The organism is Empedobacter sp. UBA7494 (genome assembly GCF_002478465.1).
Lineage (GTDB): Bacteria > Bacteroidota > Bacteroidia > Flavobacteriales > Weeksellaceae > Empedobacter > Empedobacter falsenii_B.
In genome coordinates, this window is the sequence record NZ_DLOC01000104.1 from 60,526 (window position 1) to 84,884 (window position 24,359).

General features: G+C 33.2%; 17 protein-coding genes. 9 read left to right on the forward strand and 8 right to left on the reverse strand.

What is annotated here, in order from left to right; all coding sequences use genetic code 11:
- Nucleotides 1–75: 75 nt before the first annotated feature.
- On the reverse strand, nt 76–3,444 hold the full coding sequence (gene mfd / locus B4E95_RS12810; RefSeq protein WP_291091858.1) for a transcription-repair coupling factor: 3,369 nt from the start codon (nt 3,442–3,444) through the stop codon (nt 76–78).
- Between the two features lie 482 nt (nt 3,445–3,926).
- On the opposite strand from mfd, the gene ilvD reads away from it, so the two are divergent.
- The 5 genes from ilvD to ilvA are packed head-to-tail and all read left to right on the forward strand — an operon-like array spanning nt 3,927 to nt 10,770.
- Nucleotides 3,927–5,618 (forward strand): dihydroxy-acid dehydratase, encoded by a 1,692-nt coding sequence (gene ilvD, locus B4E95_RS12815; RefSeq protein ID WP_291091860.1) that lies wholly within the window; start codon nt 3,927–3,929, stop codon nt 5,616–5,618.
- Nucleotides 5,551–7,311: a biosynthetic-type acetolactate synthase large subunit gene (gene ilvB / locus B4E95_RS12820; RefSeq protein ID WP_291091862.1), complete on the forward strand. Its 1,761-nt coding sequence runs from the start codon at nt 5,551–5,553 to the stop codon at nt 7,309–7,311. The genes ilvD and ilvB overlap by 68 nt, the downstream gene beginning before the upstream one ends.
- Nucleotides 7,312–7,317: 6 nt before the next feature.
- The gene (ilvN, locus tag B4E95_RS12825) at nt 7,318–7,911 is read left to right on the forward strand and encodes an acetolactate synthase small subunit (RefSeq protein ID WP_038333453.1); all 594 of its coding nucleotides are present in this window, start codon (nt 7,318–7,320) and stop codon (nt 7,909–7,911) included.
- A gap of 42 nt (nt 7,912–7,953) precedes the next feature.
- Complete coding sequence (gene ilvC, locus B4E95_RS12830; RefSeq protein WP_291091864.1) at nt 7,954–9,435, forward strand: ketol-acid reductoisomerase; 1,482 nt, start codon at nt 7,954–7,956, stop codon at nt 9,433–9,435.
- Between the two features lie 51 nt (nt 9,436–9,486).
- Nucleotides 9,487–10,770, forward strand: a complete 1,284-nt coding sequence (ilvA, locus tag B4E95_RS12835) for a threonine ammonia-lyase IlvA (protein WP_286477335.1) — start codon at nt 9,487–9,489, stop codon at nt 10,768–10,770.
- 73 nt (nt 10,771–10,843) lie between these two features.
- On the opposite strand, the gene thrC is transcribed toward ilvA, so the two are convergent.
- The 5 genes from thrC to B4E95_RS12860 form a co-directional block, all read right to left on the reverse strand.
- Nucleotides 10,844–12,151: a threonine synthase gene (gene thrC, locus B4E95_RS12840; RefSeq protein WP_291091866.1), complete on the reverse strand. Its 1,308-nt coding sequence runs from the start codon at nt 12,149–12,151 to the stop codon at nt 10,844–10,846.
- Between the two features lie 2 nt (nt 12,152–12,153).
- On the reverse strand, nt 12,154–13,137 hold the full coding sequence (locus B4E95_RS12845) for a homoserine kinase (protein ID WP_291091868.1): 984 nt from the start codon (nt 13,135–13,137) through the stop codon (nt 12,154–12,156).
- Between the two features lie 3 nt (nt 13,138–13,140).
- Nucleotides 13,141–15,594, reverse strand: coding sequence for a bifunctional aspartate kinase/homoserine dehydrogenase I (thrA, locus tag B4E95_RS12850; RefSeq protein WP_291091870.1), 2,454 nt, complete (start codon nt 15,592–15,594; stop codon nt 13,141–13,143).
- Between the two features lie 216 nt (nt 15,595–15,810).
- On the reverse strand, nt 15,811–16,239 hold the full coding sequence (locus B4E95_RS12855; RefSeq protein ID WP_125348889.1) for a hypothetical protein: 429 nt from the start codon (nt 16,237–16,239) through the stop codon (nt 15,811–15,813).
- Nucleotides 16,240–16,392: 153 nt separating this feature from the next.
- Nucleotides 16,393–17,184, reverse strand: coding sequence for a DUF2797 domain-containing protein (locus B4E95_RS12860; RefSeq protein WP_291091872.1), 792 nt, complete (start codon nt 17,182–17,184; stop codon nt 16,393–16,395).
- Between the two features lie 52 nt (nt 17,185–17,236).
- On the opposite strand from B4E95_RS12860, the gene B4E95_RS12865 reads away from it, so the two are divergent.
- The 4 genes from B4E95_RS12865 to B4E95_RS12880 all read left to right on the forward strand — a co-directional run bounded on the left by B4E95_RS12865 (nt 17,237) and on the right by B4E95_RS12880 (nt 23,092).
- The gene (locus B4E95_RS12865; protein WP_291091874.1) at nt 17,237–18,748 is read left to right on the forward strand and encodes a GH3 auxin-responsive promoter family protein; all 1,512 of its coding nucleotides are present in this window, start codon (nt 17,237–17,239) and stop codon (nt 18,746–18,748) included.
- 180 nt (nt 18,749–18,928) lie between these two features.
- On the forward strand, nt 18,929–21,400 hold the full coding sequence (locus tag B4E95_RS12870; RefSeq protein WP_286494982.1) for a phosphoenolpyruvate carboxylase: 2,472 nt from the start codon (nt 18,929–18,931) through the stop codon (nt 21,398–21,400).
- Nucleotides 21,401–21,430: 30 nt separating this feature from the next.
- Nucleotides 21,431–21,979 carry a crossover junction endodeoxyribonuclease RuvC gene (gene ruvC / locus B4E95_RS12875; protein ID WP_291091876.1) on the forward strand — a complete coding sequence of 183 codons (549 nt, stop codon included), beginning with the start codon at nt 21,431–21,433 and terminating at the stop codon, nt 21,977–21,979.
- Between the two features lie 54 nt (nt 21,980–22,033).
- A complete protein-coding gene (locus B4E95_RS12880; protein WP_291091878.1) occupies nt 22,034–23,092 on the forward strand; it encodes a glutaminyl-peptide cyclotransferase in 1,059 nt (352 codons plus the stop codon).
- A 108-nt stretch (nt 23,093–23,200) separates the two neighbouring features.
- On the opposite strand, the gene B4E95_RS12885 is transcribed toward B4E95_RS12880, so the two are convergent.
- Nucleotides 23,201–23,698 (reverse strand): hemerythrin domain-containing protein, encoded by a 498-nt coding sequence (locus B4E95_RS12885; RefSeq protein WP_221854727.1) that lies wholly within the window; start codon nt 23,696–23,698, stop codon nt 23,201–23,203.
- 60 nt (nt 23,699–23,758) lie between these two features.
- Complete coding sequence (locus B4E95_RS12890) at nt 23,759–24,193, reverse strand: RrF2 family transcriptional regulator (protein ID WP_286494986.1); 435 nt, start codon at nt 24,191–24,193, stop codon at nt 23,759–23,761.
- Nucleotides 24,194–24,359 lie beyond the last annotated feature (166 nt).

The window sequence follows — 24,359 nt, forward strand, 5'->3', positions numbered from 1 at the left end:
AAAAAAAGGAGAACTAACAACTTGGTCAATTCTCCCTATGTATTTTATTAGATTACTAATTAAAACTTAAAAAAGTTAATGAATTAATAAATTTTGTAGACCTTGTAGTGCTTCATGCACAGTTTTAATATGTTCAAATCGTACTAACAATGTTGGGTACTCTTCTCCTTTTTTGGATGATTTTTCCTTAAAACTGATGTTTTTAGGGTTATTTTTAACGTAATTTAAAATTAATCTAAATTCATCTGACTGATAAAATTCGCTTTGTGGTTTATTAATAAAATAAGCCAATAAAACACCATTTTTCATCACCAAACGTTCGAAACCTAATTTTTTACTGATCCATTTCAGTTGAATTGATTCCAATAAATTTTCGGCTTCAATTGGTAATTTTCCAAAGCGGTCAATCAAATTATTTTTAAACGTTTGTAATTCTGTTTCAGTTTCGACATCAGCTAATTCTTTGTACAGCAATAAACGCTCTTCCGAACTTTCAATGTATTCGTCTGGGAACATAATTTGTAAATCCGAATCAATTTGCACATCCGATACATACGATTTTACTTCTTCCGATTTTTGATCTTCAAACAAATCTTTGAAATCCGTTTCTTTCAATTCTTCAATCGCTTCATTCAAGATTTTTTGATACGTTTCGAATCCAATATCCATCATAAATCCTGTTTGTTCAGCACCTAAAAGATTTCCAGCTCCACGAATTTCTAAATCTTTCATCGCAATATTGAATCCAGATCCTAAATCAGAAAACTGCTCAATTGCTTGCAAACGTTTACGCGCTTCGTCCGTTAAAACCGAAAGTGGTGGTGCAACCAAATAACAAAACGCTTTGCGATTACTACGACCAACACGTCCACGCATTTGATGCAAATCTGCCAAACCGAAATTCTGCGCATCATTAATTAAAATTGTATTCGCATTTGGAACATCTAAACCAGATTCGATAATCGTTGTTGACACAAAAACATCATATCGACCATCAATAAAATCGAGTAAAACGGCTTCTAATTCTTTCCCATCCATTTGTCCATGACCAATCGCCACACGCGCATCAGGAACTAATCGTTGTACCATTCCAGCAATGTCTTTCAACGATTGCACACGATTGTGAATGATATAAACTTGTCCACCACGTTGCATTTCATACATAATCGCATCACGGAAAATCTCTTCATTAAAACCAACCAATTGCGTATCGACAGGTTGTCTATTTGGTGGAGGAGTTTTGATGACCGATAAATCACGCGCAGCCATCAACGAGAATTGAAGTGTACGCGGAATTGGCGTCGCTGTCAACGTTAATGTATCAATATTTTCGCGAAGTGTTTTCAATTTATCTTTTACACCAACACCAAATTTATGCTCTTCATCCACAATTAATAATCCTAAATCTTTGTATTCAATTTTTGGATTAACCAATTGATGCGTTCCTATCACAATATCAACTTGACCAGATTTTAAACCATCTAAAACAGCTTTTTTCTTTGCTCCTGTTACAAATCGATTGAGATAAACAACTTTCACAGGCAAATCTCTCAAACGTTCTGAAAACGTCTTGAAATGTTGAAAAGCTAAAATCGTTGTTGGCACTAAAACAGCAACTTGCTTTCCATCTACCGCAGCTTTCATCGCAGCACGAATCGCAACTTCCGTTTTTCCGAAACCTACATCACCACAAACCAAACGATCCATTGGGCGTTCAGATTCCATATCCGCTTTTACATCTTGCGTCGCTTTGTACTGATCGGGCGTATCTTCATAAATAAAAGATGCTTCCAACTCATTTTGTAAATACGTATCAGGCGAATACGCAAAACCTTTTCTGGCACGGCGTTTCGCATATAATTTAATCAAATCGAAAGCAATTTCTTTTACTTTAGCTTTGGTTTTATTCTTTAAATTTTTCCAAGCTGGCGAACCAAGTTTCGAGATTTTTGGCTCAGCGCCATCTTTTCCTCTAAACTTCGCTATTTTATGCAATGAATGAATGTTAACGTACAGAATATCATTATTTTGATAAATCAATTTGATTGATTCTTGCGTTACACCATTATTATTCAATCGTACCAAACCTGCAAATTTTCCGATCCCATAATCGATATGAGTCACAAAATCACCAACTTGCAACGAATTGATTTCCTTTAGCGTAATCGCTTCTTTTTTGGAAAATGAATTTCGAAGATTAAATTTATGATATCGACCAAAAATCTGATGATCCGTATAACATGTTAATTTGATTTCTTCGTCAATGAAACCTTGATAAATAGAACCCAAAACTGGAATGTAAGAAACTTCTTTTCCAATATCATCAAAGATTTCTTCGAAACGTTTGATTTGATTTTCATTGGAGCAAATCAGTGCATTTTTGAAACCCTCGGCTTTATGTTCATTCAAATCATCAATTAGTAATTCGAATTGCTTGTTAAAACTTGGTTGAGGTTTGAATGGTGATTCTATTTCTTCAACTGTTTCAAAATAAGATTTCATCGAACATTCAATAACTCCAAAAGATGAAATTTGTTGAAGAAATGCATTTTCATTTAAAAATAATTGATTCGGTTCCGCTTGTTTAATTTCTCCTTTCAATTCTGAAAAAGCAACTTCCGCTTGTTCAAAATTCTTGGTAATTTGTTTCGCTAAAACTGAAATATTTTTGGCGATGATTAAACTATCTTTCGAAATATATTCTAAGAAACTTTCTCTTTTTTCATTAATCGATTTACTTTCAAGATTCGGAATAATCGTAATTTCTTTGGTCGTTGCAATAGACAATTGATTCTCGATATCAAACGTTCTGATGGTTTCCACCTCATCACCAAACAACGAAATACGATAAGGATGCTCATTCGAAAACGAAAAAACATCTATAATTCCTCCACGAATCGAGAATTCTCCCGGCTCAGAAACAAAATCAACACGATGAAAATTATAAGAAGATAAAACTTCTGTCAAGAAATCAATCCCCAAATCATTTCCAACCTTTACTTTAAGCGTATTTGTAGAAAGCGCTTTTTTTGTTACCACTTTTTCAGACAACGCTTCTGCGTACGTCACCACAATTTTTGGTCGTTTAGAATGCGATAACACATTTAAAACCTCCGTTCTGATAACAACATTCGCATTATTTACTTCCTCAATTTCGTAAGGACGCTTATAAGAAGACGGAAAAAATAAGATTTGTTCTTTATCAAACAAAGTTTCCAAATCATTCAACACATAAGCCGCTTCTTCTTTGTCATCAAAAATTAGAATCGTAGGACGCGCAACACGATCATATAAATGACCCGTTAAAATGCTCAATCCTGAACCTAAAAAACCTTTGATATTGACTTTATGCTGTGGATTATTTTTAAAATTGACAATAAGCTTCTGTACGAAATCTGAAGAATCGTATAAGCTAAAAACGTTGTGAATAGTTTTCTGTTCCAAAGTTTTGCAAATATAAAATTTTATAAACTTATTTTTAAACAATCTTCAAAAAAAGCAATGTTAAAATACGAATTTTCAATTAATGAAAATTTTTCGGAAAATTTATAAAAAAAGTTTAGCTAAGTTAAAAAAATTAATCCTAGCTTTGATTTATCAAAAAAAGAAAATGAAATTAGTTCACAACATTATTAACTTGATTATTTTAGTCATTCTTATTCCAAGGAGTGGTAATTAGTTGTGTACGTACAAAATAACAATTAAAGCCACTTCATAACGAGGTGGCTTTTTTTATGGATAAAAATTAATTAAACAATATTATGCAAAACAATTTCGTCATTATTATCATTATTATTTTAGTCTTGGTCTTACGATTAGGAAAGGTGGTTTTATGACGAATTTTTTGAACGATTTTTTATGAGCCACCTTTATTCAGGGTGGCTTTTTTTATGTTTTTAATACAAACAAATGTCAAATAAACAGTGATGAAAAACAACAACGAAACACTAAACAAACACAGCCGAACCGTAACGCAAGATGACACTTTACCCGCGTCACAAGCGATGTTACATGGGATTGGCCTAACTAACGAAGACCTAAAAAAACCACTAATCGGAATTGCAAGTATGGGGTACGATGGAAATACTTGCAATATGCATCTGAATCAATTTGCACAGTTGGTACAAGACGGAATGAAAGCCGAAAACCTAATCGGATTGAAGTTCAATACTATCGGAATTAGCGATGGAATTACTAACGGAACTTCTGGAATGCGTTACTCTTTGGTAAGTAGAGAAATCATCGCAGATTCTATCGAAACTGTTTGTGCAGGCCACTTTTACGATGGCGTAATCACAATACCAGGTTGTGATAAAAACATGCCTGGATCGATTATGGCAATGGGACGCCTGAACCGTCCTTCGATCATGATTTATGGTGGAACGATTGCTCCGGGACACTACAAAGAAGAGGAATTAAACATTGTTTCTGCATTCGAAGCATTAGGTAAAAAATTAAACGGAAATCTTGATGACAAAGATTTTTGTGGAATCATTCAGAATGCTTGTCCTGGCCCAGGTGCTTGTGGCGGAATGTACACAGCAAATACAATGGCAGCGGCGATTGAAGCAATGGGAATGAGTTTACCTTATTCATCTTCTTATCCTGCTCTTAGTCAAGAAAAGAAAAACGAATGTACAACTGCGGCGCATTATCTAAGAATTTTATTAGAAAAAGATATTAAACCAAGTAATATCATCACGAAGAATTCTTTAGAAAATGCCATCAAAACGATTGTTGTTTTAGGCGGAAGTACAAATGCTGTTTTGCACTTATTAGCAATTGCGGCTACAATGAACATCGAATTATCATTGGATGATATACAAGCAATAAACGATAAAACACCAGTAATAGCAGACTTAAAACCTAGTGGAAAATACTTGATGGAACATTTGAGTAAAGTTGGAGGAGTTCCTGCTGTTTTAAAATATATGTTACAAGAAGGATTAATCGATGGAAGTTGTTTAACGGTTACTGGAAAAACATTAGCAGAAAATTTAGAGTCAGTTCCTGATTTAGATTTCTCGAAACAAAATATTATTCGTCCATTATCTAATCCCGTAAAAGAAACTGGACACTTACAAATGCTTTACGGAAACCTTGCTCCAGGCGGATCAGTGTCAAAAATTTCTGGAAAAGAAGGTTTCTATTTCAAAGGAAAAGCTCAAGTTTTTAATAGCGAAGTTGAAGTTTTAAAAGCAATCGAAGATTTACAAATCAAAGCTGGAAGCGTTATCGTCATTCGAAATGAAGGTCCAAAAGGAGGTCCTGGAATGCCAGAAATGCTGAAACCAACCTCTGCCATCATCGGCGCTGGATTGGGAGATAAAGTCGCTTTAATTACTGATGGACGATTTAGTGGCGGAACGCACGGATTTGTCGTCGGTCACATCACACCAGAAGCTTTTGAAGGAGGTCCAATCGCATTAGTCAAAAATGATGACCTCATAGAAATTGACATCAACAAAAATGAATTAAACCTTTTGGTTGATGAAAAAACATTAGAAAATCGAAAAAATAACTGGAAACAACCCGCATTAAAAGTAAAAAATGGAGTCTTATACAAATACGCAAAGCAAGTCGGAAACGCTTCAGAAGGATGTCTTACTGACCAATAAACCAACTCAAATTTCAGGTTCACAAGCGATTATTAATGCTTTATTATCCGAAGGAGTGACAACAGTTTTCGGATACCCTGGTGGCGCAATTATGCCTATTTATGATGCTTTGTATGATTACAAAGATAAATTAGAACACATTTTAGTTCGTCATGAACAAGGTGGTATTCATGCTGCGCAAGGTTATGCAAGAACTTCAGGAAAAGTAGGTGTAGCTTTTGCTACGAGTGGGCCAGGCGCAACGAATTTAGTAACCGGAATTGCTGATGCCATGATTGATAGTAATCCTATCGTATGTATCACAGGACAAGTTTTCGCTTCTCTTTTAGGAACGGATGCTTTTCAGGAAACTGATGTTATCAACATTACTAATCCCATCACAAAGTGGAATTATCAAATTACTGATGCAGAAGAAATCAATGATGTTTTAGCAAAAGCTTTTCATATCGCACGCTCTGGAAGACCAGGACCTGTATTAATTGACATTACAAAAAATGCTCAAATACAACTTATCGAAAAGAAAAAGTATGAGAAATGCTCACATGTTCGTAGTTATAGACCTGAGCCAGAAATAAGAACTGAATATGTAAAAGCTGCCGCAGAACTTATTAATCAAGCTAAAAAACCATTTGCTATTATTGGTCAAGGAATTCTACTTGGAAAGGCTGAACAAGAATTAAAAGATTTCTTAGAAAAATCTGGAATTCCTGTAGCAACAACTCTGATGGGATTGAGTTCTTTAGATACAGATCATCCGCAATATGTTGGTTTATTAGGAATGCATGGAAATTATGCGCCGAATGTCAAAACAAATGATTGCGATGTATTGATTGCCATAGGAATGAGGTTTGATGATCGCGTAACTGGACGTTTGGATAAATATGCAAAGCAAGCGAAAGTGATTCATCTTGATATTGATCCAGCAGAAATTGGTAAAAATGTAAAAGTTGCAGTTCCTGTTTGGGGTGATTGCAAGAAAACACTTCCGTTATTAACAAATTTTATTGATCCTAATAATCATTCAGAATGGTTAAAAGAATTTAGAAATCTCGAAAAAGAAGAACGTACAGAAGTTATTGATAAAGAATTTCATCCAACAACTGATGTGATGTCTATGGCTGAGGTTATTAACACATTAAACGAGTTAACAAATGGAGAAGCAGTTATTGTGACAGACGTTGGGCAACATCAAATGTCGGCTTGTCGTTATGCTAAATTCAAAGATTCTAAACTTTTGGTTACATCTGGCGGACTAGGAACTATGGGATTTGGTTTACCTGCTGCAATTGGAGCATGGTACGGAGCACCAGAAAAAGACATCATCATGGTTTGTGGAGATGGAGGTTTCCAAATGACGTTACAAGAAATGGGAACGATTATGCAATTCGGAGCTAAAGTAAAAATGTTAATCCTAAACAATAGCTTCCTTGGAATGGTGCGTCAATGGCAAGAATTATTCAACGACAAACGCTATTCTTTCGTAAATATTACAAGTCCAGATTTTGTAGCGCTTGCAAAAGCATATCAAATAGAAGGTCAAAAAATAGAGGCGAGAAATGACTTGAAAAATGCATTAAAAGAAATGTTAGAACACGATGGTTCTTATCTTTTAGAAATTATGGTAGGAAAAGAAAATAATGTTTTTCCTATGGTAGAACAAGGTACAAGTGTTTCTGAAATTAGATTAAAATAAATGATTATGGACTCAAAACAAGAATATACAATTACGTTATATACAGAAAATTCCATAGGAATTTTGGGAAGAGTTGCAGGAATTTTTACTCGACGAAAAATTAATATTGAAAGTTTAAGCACTTCTCCATCAGAAATAGAAAATGTACACCGATTTACAATTGTGATTGAAGAATCTGAAGAAGTCGTTCGAAAACTTTGTATGCAAATCGAGAAGCAAATCGATGTTCTTAAAGCTTATTTCAATAATAATGATGAATTAATCTGGCAAGAACAAGCTTTATACAAAGTGCCAACGAATATTATTGCTGAAAAGGCATACGTAGAACGTTTATTGCGTCAATATGGTGCAAATACAGTTGTGATTCGCAATGATTATACGGTTTTTGAAACAGCTGGTCATCGTGAAGAAATTGATAATCTAACACAAGAATTAACGAAATATGGCTTAATAGAATTTGTTCGAGGAGCCAGAATAGCGATTATCAAAGCAAGTGCTGGTTTCCATGAAAAATTATTACAATTCGAGAAAGATGAACCATCAAAAGAGGTAATCGAAAATGAATTCCTAAACGAAGGAAACTCAGTTTTCACAATGTAAAGACAAACAATTCATCAAATAATTTTATTAAAAAACACAAAAATGACTAATTACTTTAATTCTCTATCATTAAGAGATCAATTATATCAACTAGGACAAGCAGAATTTCTAAATAACTCTGAATTCACAAAAGGTACAGAAGCTTTAAAAGGCAAAAAAATTGTAATTGTAGGTTGCGGTGCTCAAGGTTTAAACCAAGGATTAAACTTACGCGATAGTGGTTTAGATGTTTCGTACGCGTTACGCAAAGAGGCTATTGAACAACAAAGAGATTCTTGGAAAAATGCAACAAGTCATAATTTTACAATTGGTACTTTCGAAGAATTAATCCCAAATGCTGATGTTGTCGCGAATTTAACGCCAGACAAACAACATACACAAGTTGTTAACACTATTCAACCTCTTATAAAAGAAGGCGCTACACTTTTATATTCTCATGGATTCAATATCGTAGAAGAAGGTGTGCAAATTCGTAAAGATATTACAGTAATCATGGTTGCACCAAAATGCCCTGGTTCAGAAGTTCGAGCAGAATATTTAAGAGGATTTGGAGTTCCAACTTTAATTGCCGTTCACCCAGAAAATGATCCTGAAGGAAAAGGTCTTGAGCAAGCAAAAGCATATTGTGCAGGAACTGGTGGTCATAGAGCAGGTGTTTTAAAATCATCATTTGTTGCGGAAGTAAAATCAGATTTAATGGGAGAACAAACCATTTTATGTGGTCTTTTACAAACAGGTTCTATTCTTTCTTTCGAGAAAATGGTTGAAAATGGAATTGATGCTGGTTATGCTGCAAAATTGGTTCAGTATGGTGTGGAAGTAATTACCGAAGCCTTAAAACATGGTGGAGTTAGCGGTATGATGGATAGATTAAGCAATCCTGCTAAAGTGAAAGCTTTTGAATTATCAGAAGAACTAAAAGACATTATGCGTCCATTATTTCAAAAACATCAAGATGATATTATTTCGGGAGAGTTTAGTAAAACAATGATGGAAGATTGGGCGAATGATGACAAAAACTTATTAAAATGGAGAGCTGAAACTGGTGAAACTGCTTTTGAAAAAACACCAGCTGGCGACGCAAATATTAAAGAACAAGAATATTTTAACAACTATACATTAATGGTTGCTTTTGTTCGTGCTGGAGTTGAATTAGCTTTTGAAACAATGGTAGAAGCTGGAATTAAACCTGAATCTGCTTATTATGAATCATTACACGAAACGCCGCTAATTGCAAACACAATTGCGCGTAAAAAATTATTCGAAATGAATCGTGTGATTTCTGATACAGCAGAATATGGTTGTTATCTTTTCGATCAAGCTTGTAAACCTTTGTTAAAAGATTTCATGGCAAAAGTAAACGTAGACGTTGTCGGTAAAAATTACAACAAAGGAAAAGACAATGCGGTTGATAATGCGACATTGGTACATATAAATGATATTTTACGTAATCATCCTGTCGAAACTGTAGGAAAAAAACTTCGTAAAGCAATGACTGCTATGAAAACGATAAAAACGGTCTAGTCAAAGATCAATATTACAAAAAAAGTTAACAGAACTAACAAAGAGTGAATTATGGCAAATGGACTTAGAAATGAAAAAACTGAGACCTTAGGCGTTTCGCTTGACGAAGTAAACTTAGCACAAATGAATTTGAAAGGAGTTGCCAAAAACACTCCTTTCGATTTCAATGAAAATTTAAGTCGTCAATTTGAAGCGAATGTCTATCTAAAACGAGAAGATTTACAAGTCGTCCGTTCGTACAAATTACGTGGTGCTTATAATAAAATCGTTCAGTTATCAGAACAAGAAAAAAATAATGGTGTGATCTGCGCAAGTGCAGGAAATCATGCACAAGGTGTGGCGTATTCGTGTCAACAATTAAACATTAAAGGTAAAATTGTGATGCCAACCACGACACCTCAACAAAAAATAAAACAAGTAAAATGGTTTGGGAAAGATCAAATCGAAATCATTTTACATGGCGATACATTTGATGATGCATCGGCTTTTGCACATCAATTATCGCAAGAAGGAAATATTACATTTATTCATCCTTTTGATGACGAAAAAGTAATTGCAGGACAAGGAACAGTTGCATTAGAAATTTTGAATCAATGCGATCAACCAATCGATTATATTTTCGTACCAATTGGTGGTGGAGGTTTAGCATCTGGCGTTATTTCTGTGATGAAAACACTTAGTCCAAACACCAAAATTATTGGTGTAGAACCGAGTGGTGCAGCAAGTATGGCAGAAGCTATTAAACAAAAACAATCTGTTGCATTAGCGAAGATTGATCCTTTTGTGGACGGTGCAGCTGTAAAAAAAGCAGGCGAAAAAACCTATAAAATCTGTGCAGAAGGTTTAGAAACAACTTGCGCAGTTCCGGAAGGAAAAGTTTGTTCGAGCATTTTGCGTTTGTACAATGAAGACGCAATTGTTGTAGAACCAGCAGGCGCTTTGAGTGTTTCGGCTTTAGATTTTTTCAAGGAAGAAATCAAAGGAAAAAATGTGGTTTGCGTGCTTAGCGGAAGCAACAACGACATTACGAGAATGGAAGAAATAAAAGAAAGAAGTTTGCAATATGAAGGTTTGAAACATTATTTCATTATCAATTTTCCTCAACGTGCTGGTGCTTTAAAAGAATTAGTGAACGAAGTTTTAGGTGAAAATGATGACATCACCTATTTTCAATACACGCAAAAAAACAACAAAGAAACAGGTCCAGCAGTTGTTGGCATTGAATTAGACAAAAAAGAAGATTTAGATGGTTTAATTTTTAGATTAGAAAATCATCATTTCGACTATCAATATCTTAATACAGACAACACACTTTTTTCGTTAATGATTGGATAATTTTTCCATCATTAATATATTATTCAAAAAAAGCAAAGCTTCTATTTAGTTAGAAACTTTGCTTTTTAATTTATTAATTATTCAACAACCAATTTTTCAACTCATCAAAATTATTGTTCATTTCAACTTTATTCGATTGTTTCGATTTCAATTCTTCGACTTCTTTTGGATAGACAATTTTATCTTGTATTTCTTTTGGAAAAACTTCAGGAAATTTACACGGATGCGCTGTCGATAAAAACACCACTAACTCTTTTTCATCTTGCTTTTTCGCTTGGTATTCCTTCGCCGCCAACCACGCAATCGACGTATGCGGACAAGCAATATAATTGTATTCTTGATTAATTTCTACAATTGCATTTTTCGTTTCAACATCAGAATAAGCTTTTGAAATCATTTTTGATTTTAATTGCTCCACATCTTGCTCAAAAAATTCCATCACACGAACCCAATTACTCGGATTTCCAACATCCATTGCATTCGATAACGTTTGCACAGAAGATTTTGGTTGATAATTTTCAGTTTTTAAAAATGATGGAACTGTATCATTCGCATTTGTAGCTGCAACAAATTGTTCCACTTCCAATCCTAATTTTGAAGCCAAAATACCAGCCGTAATATTCCCGAAATTTCCACTCGGAACGACAAAAGAAACTTTCTCAAAACCTTTTCTTTTTGCTTGAGAAAATGCTTCAAAATAATAGAAAGATTGTGGAATTAAGCGAGCAATATTAATCGAATTTGCTGAGGTTAAGTTTAGATTTTTCATTAAATCTTTGTCTAAAAAAGCTTGCTTTACCAAGGCTTGACAATCATCAAAAGTTCCGTCAATTTCTATCGCACGAATATTTTTTCCGTTCGCTGTTAATTGCAATTCTTGTATCGGCGACACTTTTCCTTTTGGATACAAAATCGTTACTCGCGTTCCTTCTACTCCCAGAAAACCGAGTGCTACAGCGCCTCCTGTATCACCAGAAGTTGCGACCAAAACATCTAATAATTGATTATCTTTATTCGAATAATATGCCATCACGCGACTCATAAATCTCGCTCCAAAATCTTTGAACGCAAAAGAAGGTCCGTGAAACAATTCCAAAACAGCTAAATCATCTTCTAAAAACACCAAAGGCGCAGGAAAATTGATTACCTCATCAATCAAATTATTAATAGTTTCTTCAGAAAAATCATCTTTTAATAAATGATTTGTAACCTTTTTCGCAATCTCTTGAAATGAATAATTTTCAATCGAATTGATCCATTCATCATCTATTTTTTGTAACGACAAAGGCATATACAATCCTTTATCTTCTGGCAAAGATTGAAAAACGGCTTGTTTAAAATCGACTCTATTATTATGATTATTTGTACTATATAATTTCATTTTTAGTGTTTTATGTAAGGTCCTTGTTGATTAATTTTAGAGACAAATGATAAATGTTCAATTTCTTTTATTGTCAGGAAATCATTTAATTTTTGTTCGATATTTTCTGCATCCAATTTACTTTTAGATAACGCCATAACTGATGGTCCAGAACCAGAAATCCCAAACGTTAATGCCTTATTTTCGAGCGAAATACTTTTCATTTCATTAAAATATGGAATCAATAAAGAACGATTTGGTTCGATAATATCATCTTGCATCGAACGACCAATTTCTTCGTAATCATTTTCATAAAGCGCCGCAACCAAACTTGCAATATTCCCCCATTGCTTTATTGCTTTACTCAATTGCACTTTATCTTTAATTAATTTGCGCGCATCCTTTGTTGGCACTTCTACTTTTGAGTAAATTAACGTCACATATAAATTTTCTGGAACAGGCAAAGAACGCACCAAAAGCGGCTCGTAAGAAGGAATCAACGTAATTCCACCAAACAATGATGGCGCAACATTATCCGCATGAGCAGCGCCACAAGCCAATCGTTCGCCTTCCATACAATAAGGTAAAAGATCATTTTTAGAAAGTGGTTTTCCTAATAATTCATTTAATGCAAAAAGCCCAGCAACTGTACTCGCCGCACTAGATCCTAAACCACTTCCAATTGGCATTTTTTTGTGTAATTCTATCGATAATCCAAAAGAATCTTGTAAACCTAAATCACAAAATAATTTCCATGCCGAATGAGAAACTGTATTCTTCATTGCATCCAAAGGTAATTTTCCTTCATCACCTGTAATTGTTAGAATTTGGATTCCTAATTTTTCTGTCTTTTTCATGATTACCTCATCACCTGGATAATCCACCGCAAAGCCCAAAATATCATATCCACAAATCATATTCGCAACTGTTGCAGGAGCAAAAACGTGTACTTTTTCTAAAAACTTCGCTTGATCAAGCTTATATTTATTTTCGATTATTTGATTCATCTTTTATCGTATTGAACTTATGTTAACTAAATCTGCAAAAACGCCAGCCGCCGTAACTTCCGCGCCAGCTCCAGGACCTTTCACAACCAAAGGACGTTCCTTGTAACGAGCAGTTGTAAAAGAAATAATATTATCGCTTCCTGACAAGGCATAAAACGGATGTTGATTGTCAACCAATTCTAACGAAATGGATATTTTTCCATCTTCTAAAATCCCGATGTAACGAATCACTTTCTGCTCCGCTTCTGCTTGATATTTTATCTTTTCGAAATAATCATTTTCGTTGACTAATTTTCTATAAAAATCTTCTACAGTTGCAGCTTCTAGACAAGATTTTGGCAAAATAGAATCAATTTTCACATCTGCTGCCTCCACTTCGTAACCATTATCACGAGCAAGAATCAACATTTTTCGCATAAAATCTATTCCGCTCAAATCATCTCGAGGATCTGGCTCTGTATAACCTAATTCTTGCGCTTTTTTTACAACTTCGGCAAATGTATTTTCACCTTTAAAATGATTGAAGATATACGAAATTGTCTCTGATAAAATCGCTTCAATTTTTAGGATTTGATCTCCACTCATTCGTAGATCTTTCAACACACTAATAATTGGTAAACCTGCTCCTACATTTGTTTCGTAAAGAAAATCAATCCCATATTTTCGAGCCGTTTCTTTCAAGTTTTTATAGTCTTGATAAGAAGACGAATTCGCAATTTTATTACATGTTACAACCGAAATGCTGCTTTCAAAAATTTGTTTGTAATAATTTGGCAAATCAGAACTCGCTGTATTATCAACAAAAACACAATTTGGTAAATTATACTGTTTCATTTTATGGATAAACTCATTCAAATCAGCTGGTGAAGAAGAATTTTCTAATTCATTTTTCCAATTCGATAAATTGATTCCGTTTTCATCAAACATCATTTTTTTTGAATTTGATAATCCGACCAATTTTATCTCGATATCATTATTTTTTGCTAAAAAATCTTTCTGTTTTTCTAATTGATTTAAAAATGTCGAACCAATATTTCCTACACCAACATTGAAAACATGAATTGTTTTTTTCAAATGATTAAAAAACGCATCATGTACCGCATTTAAAGCTTTCGATAAATCATTTTCATTAATCACAACCGAAATATTATACTCCGAAGAACCTTGCGCAATTGCTCTAACATTGATTCCATTTCGTCCCAACGCATAAAATAACTTTCCCGAAACACCAACCGTTTTCTTCATGTTTTCTCCAACAATTGCAATAATTCCAAGATTTTCTTCAACCTCAATTGGTTCCAACCATTTTGCTGCAATTTCTAAACAAAACTCTTCTTCAATTAATTGTTTCGCTTTTTCGACTTCATTATGATGAATCGCAAGCGTGATACTGTGCTCTGACGAAGATTGCGTAATCAACACAATGTTGATATGATGTTGCGCTAAAAGTGAAAAAAGTTTCCCACTAAAGCCCAATTTTCCGACTAAACCACTTCCTTTTATATTGACTAACGCAATATCTTTGATCGACGAAATTCCTTTGATTGGAAAATCTGTTGGTTGAGAATGAAACTGAATTTTTGTTCCTTCGAAATCTGGCTGAAATGTATTTTTAATTAAAATCGGAATTCGAAGTTTAAAAGCAGGAGCCATTGTAGGTGGATAAATCACTTTTGCACCGAAATACGACAATTCCATCGCTTCTGTATAGGATAAATTCTCTAACGAAAAAGCTTTGTTTACAAAACGAGGATCAGCCGTCATCATTCCATTAACATCTGTCCAAATTTCAATTTGTTCTGCATGTAAAGCCGCACCAATCAAAGCCGCAGTGTAATCAGAACCTCCTCTTCCCAAAGTTGTGACTCGCCCTTCTTCATTAGCAGCAATAAATCCTGTTACAACTAATAATTTATCCGAATAATCTTTTGCTAATTGTTGAATATTCTGAAATGATTTTTCCTCGATAACATTCGCTTGACCAAAATTATGATCTGTCACAATATAATCTGACGCATTAACAGCAAATGAATCTCCAACATGTTCTTGCATTACTTTTGCGATTAATAAAGCGCTACATCTTTCACCGAAACTCAAAATCAGATCTTTTGTTTGCAGACTTAATTCTTTCAAAATTTCTACTCCTTCTAATAATGCTTCCAACTCATTCATCAACAATTTCAATTTTGTTAAAATCGGATTTTGATTTGGCACATCGATTAAAGATTTTACAATTTCGAAATGTTTTTCTTGAAAAAGTTTTAAATCATTTTCATCAAAACTTCCTGATGAAGCTTCTTCGGACATTTTGGTTAATAAATTGGTCAAACCAGAAATAGCAGACACAACCAAAATAATCGAGTTATTTTGTTGCCTTTCTTGTTTAACAATTTCTACGACCGCGCGGATACTTTCTACCGATCCGACTGATGTTCCTCCGAATTTTAAAACTTTCATAATTTAAATTTTGATCATAAAAAAAGCATCTTCCTTTTGAGAAGATGCTTTTGCATTATTTTTTTAGAATTAAATACATAACAAGACTCCTCTAAGTGTGAACACTAGAAGTCGTCGTAATTGAAATAATTGTATTTAATCCGTTTTGTTTCATTATTGATAACGAATATACAAACTTTTTCAATAAATCATTACGTATTTATTATTTTTTTATATTTATTTCACCGAATCCTTTTTAACAGCCAAAGAATCTGACTGAGCAACTATAGGTTTTACATCACTTGCATAGCCAACAACAATTCCGTCTAACTTATCAATTTTTCTTACTTTAAAAGTTTCTGTTCCTTCTGCTCCTTTAAAAGATACTTTATAAACTGCTTCATAAACTGTTTTATCACCATCTTCAAGAGGCGTCATTTTCTCAAAGTTGTAGACATCAACTGGTCCATATTGTTTAACCACCGCATTCAAATCATCCACATTTACGCCTTCTACTTTGGAAAAAAGTGAATCTGGCTTATCTGCTCTGTATTTGTAAACATCTAAAACGGCTTCTTTCACCTTATAATCTGGCAAATCTGATTTTTTATTACATGCTGTTAAAGCCAAAATACCGCCAACCATAAGTAATGCACTTGCTTTCATAATTCCTATTTTTTTGTGTTAATTGATTATAACTAATGTAAAAATAAATAAGATGAAAAACAAGTATTTTTATTGAAATCAAATAGATAGAAACAAAAAAGTCGATTCTGTTATAGAATCGACTTTTGAATATCTTTTATTGTAAAATGAATTTTACACTTCAAAATTCACATAAAAACCTTCGTGACCTCGAACATTGAAAACGGTATTGTCTTCAAAAATCAAGTATTGACCTTTTATTCCTTTCAAAACACCTTTTATTTCTGGCGTTTTTTTCAAGTTTAATGATTTTACTTTTTCTGGATAAGATAAAACTGGATAGTCTAACTTCCAAACTTCTGGCTCATCAACCAAAAATTGTTGAAAATCTGGATTCACTTCATTTCTGATTTCGTGATACTTTTCGAACAAATTAATTTCTGGCACATCGTTTTTCAACATTCTTTGCCAATTTGTTTTATCAGCAATAACATTTTTCAACGAAACCTCTATCATTCCAGCTTCGTAACGATTATCCGTTCGCGCAATAATAATAGCTTCTGAAGCTCCTTGATCGATCCAACGTGTCGGCACTTGCGTTAAACGAGTTACACCAACTTTTATTCCTGATGAATTTGCCAAATACACAATATGCGGTTGCAATTCGAATTTCGTTTCAAACTCTAAATCACGTTGCACAATTCCCAAATGTGCCGTAGAAAGTTCTGGATTGATGATACTTGGATTAGCTTCTGGTATTGTAAAAAAACAATCTTTACAATATCCCATCTGATAAATCTCTTTGTCCTCGTGACAGTTTAAACATTCGTAGTGATCAAAGTTAATCTTGATTTTTTTTCCTAACAATTGATTCATAACAATAAAATCATTCTTGAAATTCCAATAATAATTGATTGGCATTCCATTTTCAGTTGTCATTTTACGAATTTGTCCTTCAAACTGCATCTTCCTAAAAAAGTTTAATTAATTTTGTGTAAATCTACAAAACTTTTAGCGGATGGGAATAGTCAATAAGATTATGGAAATTATGATGCGTAGCCGAATGAATATCATCGAGGAAAGTATCAAAAATCCAGTTGGTACGCAAGAACGTGTGTTATTTGAGAATATCAAAAAAGCCAAATCGACTATTTACGGAAAAGAATTTCATTTTGACGAAATCAAAACGACACATAAATATCAAGAGCAAGTCCCTGCGGTACATTACGAGGATTTTCAACCTTATATTGAATTAGCAAGAAAAGGAGAGAAAGATGTTACTTGGTATGGAAAAATAAAATGGTTTGCGAAATCTTCTGGAACAACAAATGCCAAAAGTAAATTTATTCCGATTAGTAATGAATCCTTAGAAGATTGTCACTACGCAGCAGGAAAAACAATGTTTGCATTGTACTTAAACGCTTATCCCGAAACGGATATTTTTATGCACAAAAACTTAAGAATTGGTGGAAGTAGTGAACTTTATCAAAAATATGATACGCGTTTTGGTGATTTGTCAGCTATTCTGATTGATAATTTACCTTTTTATGCTGAGATGAAAAATATTCCGAATCGTGAGATTTCTTTAATGTCTGATTGGAATGTGAAGATGAATGCGATTATCAATGCAACAAAAAATGAAGATGTTGGTTCTTTAACTGGCGTTCCTTCATGGATGTTAGTTGTGTTGAATAAATTATTATCCGAAACTGGAAAGAATTATTTGGACGAATTATGGCCAAATCTCGAAGTGTTTTTTCATGGTGGAATTAGCTTCAAACCTTATGCAGAAAATTATAATTTAATTACTCAGAAAAAATTAAATTATTTCGAATTATATAATGCTTCCGAAGGTTTTTTTGGAATTCAGGATCAATTAAATAGTAAAGAGTTGTTGTTATTATTAGACAACGGAATTTTTTACGAATTTATTCCAATGGAAGAATTTGGTTCAGAAGCTCAACGATTTTTAACGATTAAAGAAGTTGAAGTTGGTAAAAATTACGCCATGGTAATTACAACAAATGGTGGTTTATGGCGTTATATTATTGGTGATACGGTTCGATTTACCTCAACTAATCCACACAGAATTGTTGTTTCTGGACGAACAAAACATTATATCAATGCATTTGGCGAAGAATTGATGATAGAAAATGCAGAAGAAGCTTTGAAACGTGCTTGTATGCAAACAAATTCAATTGTTTCTGAATATAGTGCTGGTCCAATTTTTATGCAAGGAAAAGAAAAAGGCGCTCACGAATGGATGATAGAGTTTGATAAAGAGCCTGAAAATTTTGAGCAATTTATTGATTGTTTAGATAAAGGTTTGCAAGAAGTTAATTCCGATTACGAAGCAAAACGTTACAATAATATGACACTTAATCGACCGATTGTACACAAAGCACGCACAAAATTATTCATCGAATGGATGGCTTCAAGAGGTAAATTAGGTGGACAAAATAAAGTTCCTCGTTTATCAAATACAAGAGACTTTATTGAACCATTAATTGAATTAAATAATCGATCATAATAAAAAAGAGAATCAATATGATTCTCTTTTTTTGGTTTAAAATAAATAGGATAATTACCTCGAAACAAGTAAATTTACTATTAAGAGAAAAAATACCTATTAATGCGAAGTACGAATTTATCTGAACTTAAATTCCACCAAATTGTGGAAAATAAGTTTCAAATTTACAACAGTCTCTTTATGAGTCTTCCCTACGAAAAAATGCAAAACATCGGATCATTGATTCCGTTTTTGTATGATGAAAGTCAAAAAGGTTTACCCGAAGGTAAATCACCAAATGAAATCATCAACAATTTTTTTGAGAAATACACTGATTTAAAAACCGAACAAGAGCAAATCGATTTGATGTTTCGAATGATACAATACATCGAGCGACAAGTTGTTTTGTTTGATAGTATCGAAGATGCTGCATTTCCGTCATTACATTCCGAAAATGAAAAAGGAAGTTTGGAAAGCATTTATCATATTGCACAAGCGCAAGGTAAAATGGAGCAAGTAAAAACCAGAATCGAAGATTTTGTAACAAGAGTTGTTTTTACAGCCCATCCAACGCAGTTTTATCCAACAAATGTTCAACAAATTATTCAAGATTTACGCGACGCAATTCAACAAGATTCGGTAAGTAAAATTGATTTATTGTTGCAACAATTAGGAAAAACACCTTTTATCAACGAAGAAAAACCAACTCCTTACGATGAAGCTGTTTCTATTATTTATTATTTGAGAAATGTATATTATCAAACAATTGGACGATTATACAACGAAATCAACCAATTGTTTTTTACAGAAAGTGAACCTCTAAAATCTCCTGTTATTCAATTAGGTTTTTGGCCTGGAGGCGATCGCGATGGAAATCCGTTTGTAACAGCAGAAATTACATGGAAAGTTGCAAGTTTATTGCGTACAAGTATCTTAAAAAATTATTACAATCATCTTAAAATTGTTCAACGTAGATTAACATTCAAGCATGTTACAGAACCTTTAAAAGCGTTGAGTAATTTGATTTACGAAAATATGTTCAATGAAAATGGAACAATTACAATTGATGAAATCAAAACGCGCTTACAAACGATTCGTACAATTTTAATTGAACAACACAATGGTGTTTTCTTAGATATTTTAGATGATTTTATCACACGTGTTGATATTTTCGGATTGCATTTTGCTTCTTTGGATATTCGTCAAGATTCGCGTGTTCATCAAAAAGTGATTAACCGAATTGTTGAAAAATATACTGGAATTAATCTGAAAGATTTAAGCGAAGCAGAACAAATCGAATTGTTAATAAATCCGTCTTTTACAGCTAAACCAGAAGATTTTGAAGATGATATTGTGATTGATACAATCAAAAATGTTTATCAATTAAAAAAAATTCAGCAACGAAATGGTGAATTAGGTGTTAACCGATACATTATTTCAAATTCTGAAACCATTTTCGATGTTTTAAATGTTTATGCTTTATTCAAATTTTGTGGTTATCAAGACGATGAAATTAAGTTTGATATCATGCCACTTTTCGAGACGATTAGAGGTTTAGATGGTGCTGAAAATACGATGAATAAATTGTATAATTTACCTATTTATGCGCAACATTTAGAACGTAGAAAACAACGTCAATCGATTATGTTAGGTTTTTCGGACGGAACAAAAGATGGTGGTTACATCAAAGCGAATTGGGAAATTTATCGTACCAAAGAAATCCTTTCGAATGTTTCGGATAAAAATCAAATCGAAGTTATTTTCTTTGACGGTCGTGGTGGACCTCCTGCGCGTGGTGGTGGAAAAACGCACGAATTTTACGCTTCTCAAGGGAAAACAATTGCGAATCACGAAATTCAAATTACAATTCAAGGACAAACAATTACGTCGAATTATGGAACAATGCCGCAGGCAAAATATAATTTTGAACAATTGTACACAGCTGGTATTATTTCGGATGTTTTCTCGACAAGCACAAGTCAGATTTCGCCAGATGAGCGAATTTTGATTGATAAATTAGCCACAATTAGTTATCAGAAATACGAAGATTTGAAAGCGCATCCTTCATTTTTACCTTATTTAGAAAATATGAGTACGCTTAACTATTATGGAAAAACGAATATCGGAAGCCGTCCGAGTAAACGAGGTGGTGATAAAAAATTAGAGTTCGATGATTTGCGTGCTATTCCATTTGTGGGTTCTTGGAGTCAATTAAAACAAAATGTTCCGGGATATTTTGGTGTTGGAACAGCTATAAATGAATTGAAAAAACAAGGTCATTTAGAGGATGTAAAAGATTTATTCAAGAATTCGAGCTTCTTCAAAACATTGATCCAGAATAGTATGATGTCGATGGAAAAAACTTATTTTCCATTAACATCTTATATGAAAAATGATCCTGAATATGGTGAATTTTGGAATATTTTGCACGATGAATTTGAATTATCAAAAGCATTATGTTTAGAAATTTCGGGTTACACAGAATTGATGCAAGACGAACCATTGAACAAATCTTCGGTACAAATGCGCGAAAAAATTGTGTTACCATTATTAACGATTCAACAATTTGCGTTGAACAAAATTCATCATGAAAGTGAGTTCAAATCAATCTATGAGCAAATTGTGATGCGTTCGTTATTCGGAAATATTAATGCGAGTCGAAATTCGGCTTAATTTTCAGAATATCTTAATACCTTCGCAACGATGGAAAAGATTATTTTAGGGATTGATCCTGGAACAATGGTGATGGGTTTTGGTTTGATTGAAGTCAAAAATAAAAAAATAAAGTTGATTACTTTAGACGAATTGTTGTTGCATAAACTTCCGAACCAGCAAACGAAATTGAAAAAGATTTTCGAAAAAACTTTAGCCATTATCGATCAATATCATCCTGATGAATTAGCCATTGAAGCGCAGTTTTTTGGCGTTAATGTTCAGTCTATGTTAAAACTTGGACGTGCGCAAGGTGTTTGTATAGCCGCTTGTTTGCATCGCGATATGCCTGTGGTAGAATATGCGCCAAAAAAAATTAAGATGGCGATTACCGGAAACGGAAATGCCTCGAAGGAGCAAGTTGCGGGCATGTTACAACATTTACTTGGATTGAAAGAAATTCCAAAACGTTTGGATGCCACAGATGGTCTTGCCGTTGCGGTTTGTCATTATCTAAATTCGGGTAAAACAACTGGGACGTCAAATTCATATTCGAGTTGGGATGCCTTTGTAAAAAATAATCCGAATCGAACAAAATAAAATATATTTGTAGTAGAATTAGCAACCTAATTCGTAAAACATAAAACACATCAAATGAAAAAATATTTAATCGCTGCTTCAGTTTGTGCAACAGTTTTCTCTTCAGTGTTATTTTCTTGTAAAGATTCGACTGGAAAAAACAATACTGCAATCACTGAAATTGTTTCGAAAATTGAACAAAATAAATACAAAATTGGCGACAAAATCGATATTCCTTTAACTAATTTAGATGGAATTACGAAAGTTGTTGTTTCGGTGGATGGACAAGAAGTTCCTGCTGATTTTACGATTGACGGAAAAACAATTGGATTAGGAAATCATACGGTTAATTTGAAATTCTTCAAAGGAGAAGAAGAAACAAATTCGCGCGATTTTACGTTTGTGGTTTATGCAAATGAGCCGGCTGCGCAATGGAATTATGAAATTGTAGGAACTTATCCACATAATCCAGATTATTTTACGCAAGGTTTTTATTTCAAAAACGGAAATATTTTCGAAGGAACTGGACTTCGCGGAGGAAAAACACGTTTGATTGAATATAAATTGGGGGCAACTGAACCTACAAAATTATATCAAATCAAAGACGATGTTTTTGGAGAAGGAATTACAGAACTGAATGGTTTTATTTATCAATTAACATGGCAAGATCGTGTGATTTATAAATATGATTTAAACTTTAATCAAGTTGAAAAATTTGATATGCCAGCTCAAATTATCGAAGGTTGGGGAATTACAACAATTGGAAAAGAATTGGCCATAACAGAAGGTTCTCAACGTATTCATTTCTTTGATGAAAACTTTAATTATCTAAGAACTGTTCAAGCTTTTGACAGTCAACAACCATATAGTTATTTGAATGAAATTGAATACCACGATGGTTTAATTTATGCAAATGTTTACCTAAAATCTGGACATGCAGATAACAGTAATATTGTGGTAATTGATCCGCAAACTGGCGCTGTAAAAGTAGAGTTTAACTTCGCTGAATTGAAAGGAAAACAAGGAAATCCGCAAGCACAAGAATTGAACGGAATCGCTTTCAAAGACAACGGAAATATGTTATTAACAGGTAAAAACTGGGATAAAATATTTGAAATTAAGATTAAGAAATAATTTCCTTAACACATAAAAAAGCAAAAAGCTCGACCTGCAAAATCGAGCTTTTCTTTTTCAAAAATCATCTAAAAAATTATAAGTAAAAATTTATGGTTATGAAAGATCCTATAACCAAAATTGATCTTTCCAATCTGTGTTAGTTAAAAGTGAATTAAATTGTTCTTTAATTACTTTTAACTTTTTTTGTGTTGCATTTTTCTCAAATTCAGGAAACATTTGTTTCTCCTCAAATCTGATGTGCAAATCCAATTCTTCTTCGATATAAATCAAACTTTTCATCGGATTTTTTGCATCTATTTTGAACAAGCGTCTCAAACGTCTATGTTCTTTCAATGCTCTTTTTACCAAGTAATGATCTTCATCTAAAAGCGAAAACAAGTAATTTTCTTCTATCTCAAATTTTTTGAATAATACTTTTTCCCCATACCAATTTACATAATCAACAATTCGTTGAATATCGACTCCTTTATCTATTCCAGCACGAATATTCCAACAAAAAAATAATGTTTTATGATGCCTTTCGCACGCTTCATTTAGATTTACTGTTACAGTATAACTCATCTGAGAAGCAGTTGTTTGAGGAAGTTCTATTAATAGGTTCATTGTTATAATTTTTCAATTCGGATAATCAGATATTTTTATCTTATTTTTAATCAAATTTTTTTAATGCTTAAGAAAAGCAATTCCTTTCTCTAGATCATCAATCAAATTAAACATCGATGTCTTTTCTAGCATACCTCGCAAATCATTACGAATTGCAAAAACACGGCTATGTAAAGCACAAGGTTTGTTAGTATCGCATTCTACTAAACCTAAAATGCAACTATGATAAAGACCATCTCCGTCAATCGCTTTGATGATATTCACTAATTTGATATCTTCTAAATGCGCTGCATCCATTTGGAAACCTCCCATTTTTCCTTTGACAGATGAAATCACATTTGCTTTCACTAATTGTTGAAGAATTTTGGCTGTGTAAGCTTCTGGAGAATTAATCGAATTTGCAATTTGTTTTAAATTGACTCTCTTTCCTTCTACAGATTCTTGTGCAATAAACACACAAGCCTTAATTCCATATTCGCACGCTTTAGAAAACATTAATTTCTTTTATTCATTATAAATTATGAAGCAAATATACAACTAATTTTAATTCGGACTGTAATCTTCCCCTTGTTAAGAACACTTAAAAGTAGAGTTTTTATTTAATATTATTGTATTATTATTTTGATTAATTTGAAATGTTGGAAAATCATTAGGATTTTTG

Coding starts and splice junctions, on each gene's coding strand:
- ruvC (WP_291091876.1), top strand. CDS start 21,431: ATGGAAAAGATTATTTTAGGGATTGATCCTGGAACAATGGTGATGGGT.
- B4E95_RS12890 (WP_286494986.1), bottom strand. CDS start 24,193: ATGTTTTCTAAAGCGTGCGAATATGGAATTAAGGCTTGTGTGTTTATT.
- ilvC (WP_291091864.1), top strand. CDS start 7,954: ATGACTAATTACTTTAATTCTCTATCATTAAGAGATCAATTATATCAA.
- thrC (WP_291091866.1), bottom strand. CDS start 12,151: ATGAAATTATATAGTACAAATAATCATAATAATAGAGTCGATTTTAAA.
- B4E95_RS12865 (WP_291091874.1), top strand. CDS start 17,237: ATGGGAATAGTCAATAAGATTATGGAAATTATGATGCGTAGCCGAATG.
- ilvB (WP_291091862.1), top strand. CDS start 5,551: ATGGAGTCTTATACAAATACGCAAAGCAAGTCGGAAACGCTTCAGAAG.
- B4E95_RS12880 (WP_291091878.1), top strand. CDS start 22,034: ATGAAAAAATATTTAATCGCTGCTTCAGTTTGTGCAACAGTTTTCTCT.
- ilvD (WP_291091860.1), top strand. CDS start 3,927: ATGAAAAACAACAACGAAACACTAAACAAACACAGCCGAACCGTAACG.
- B4E95_RS12855 (WP_125348889.1), bottom strand. CDS start 16,239: ATGAAAGCAAGTGCATTACTTATGGTTGGCGGTATTTTGGCTTTAACA.
- B4E95_RS12885 (WP_221854727.1), bottom strand. CDS start 23,698: ATGAACCTATTAATAGAACTTCCTCAAACAACTGCTTCTCAGATGAGT.
- B4E95_RS12860 (WP_291091872.1), bottom strand. CDS start 17,184: ATGCAGTTTGAAGGACAAATTCGTAAAATGACAACTGAAAATGGAATG.
- B4E95_RS12870 (WP_286494982.1), top strand. CDS start 18,929: ATGAGTCTTCCCTACGAAAAAATGCAAAACATCGGATCATTGATTCCG.
- ilvN (WP_038333453.1), top strand. CDS start 7,318: ATGGACTCAAAACAAGAATATACAATTACGTTATATACAGAAAATTCC.
- ilvA (WP_286477335.1), top strand. CDS start 9,487: ATGGCAAATGGACTTAGAAATGAAAAAACTGAGACCTTAGGCGTTTCG.
- thrA (WP_291091870.1), bottom strand. CDS start 15,594: ATGAAAGTTTTAAAATTCGGAGGAACATCAGTCGGATCGGTAGAAAGT.
- B4E95_RS12845 (WP_291091868.1), bottom strand. CDS start 13,137: ATGAATCAAATAATCGAAAATAAATATAAGCTTGATCAAGCGAAGTTT.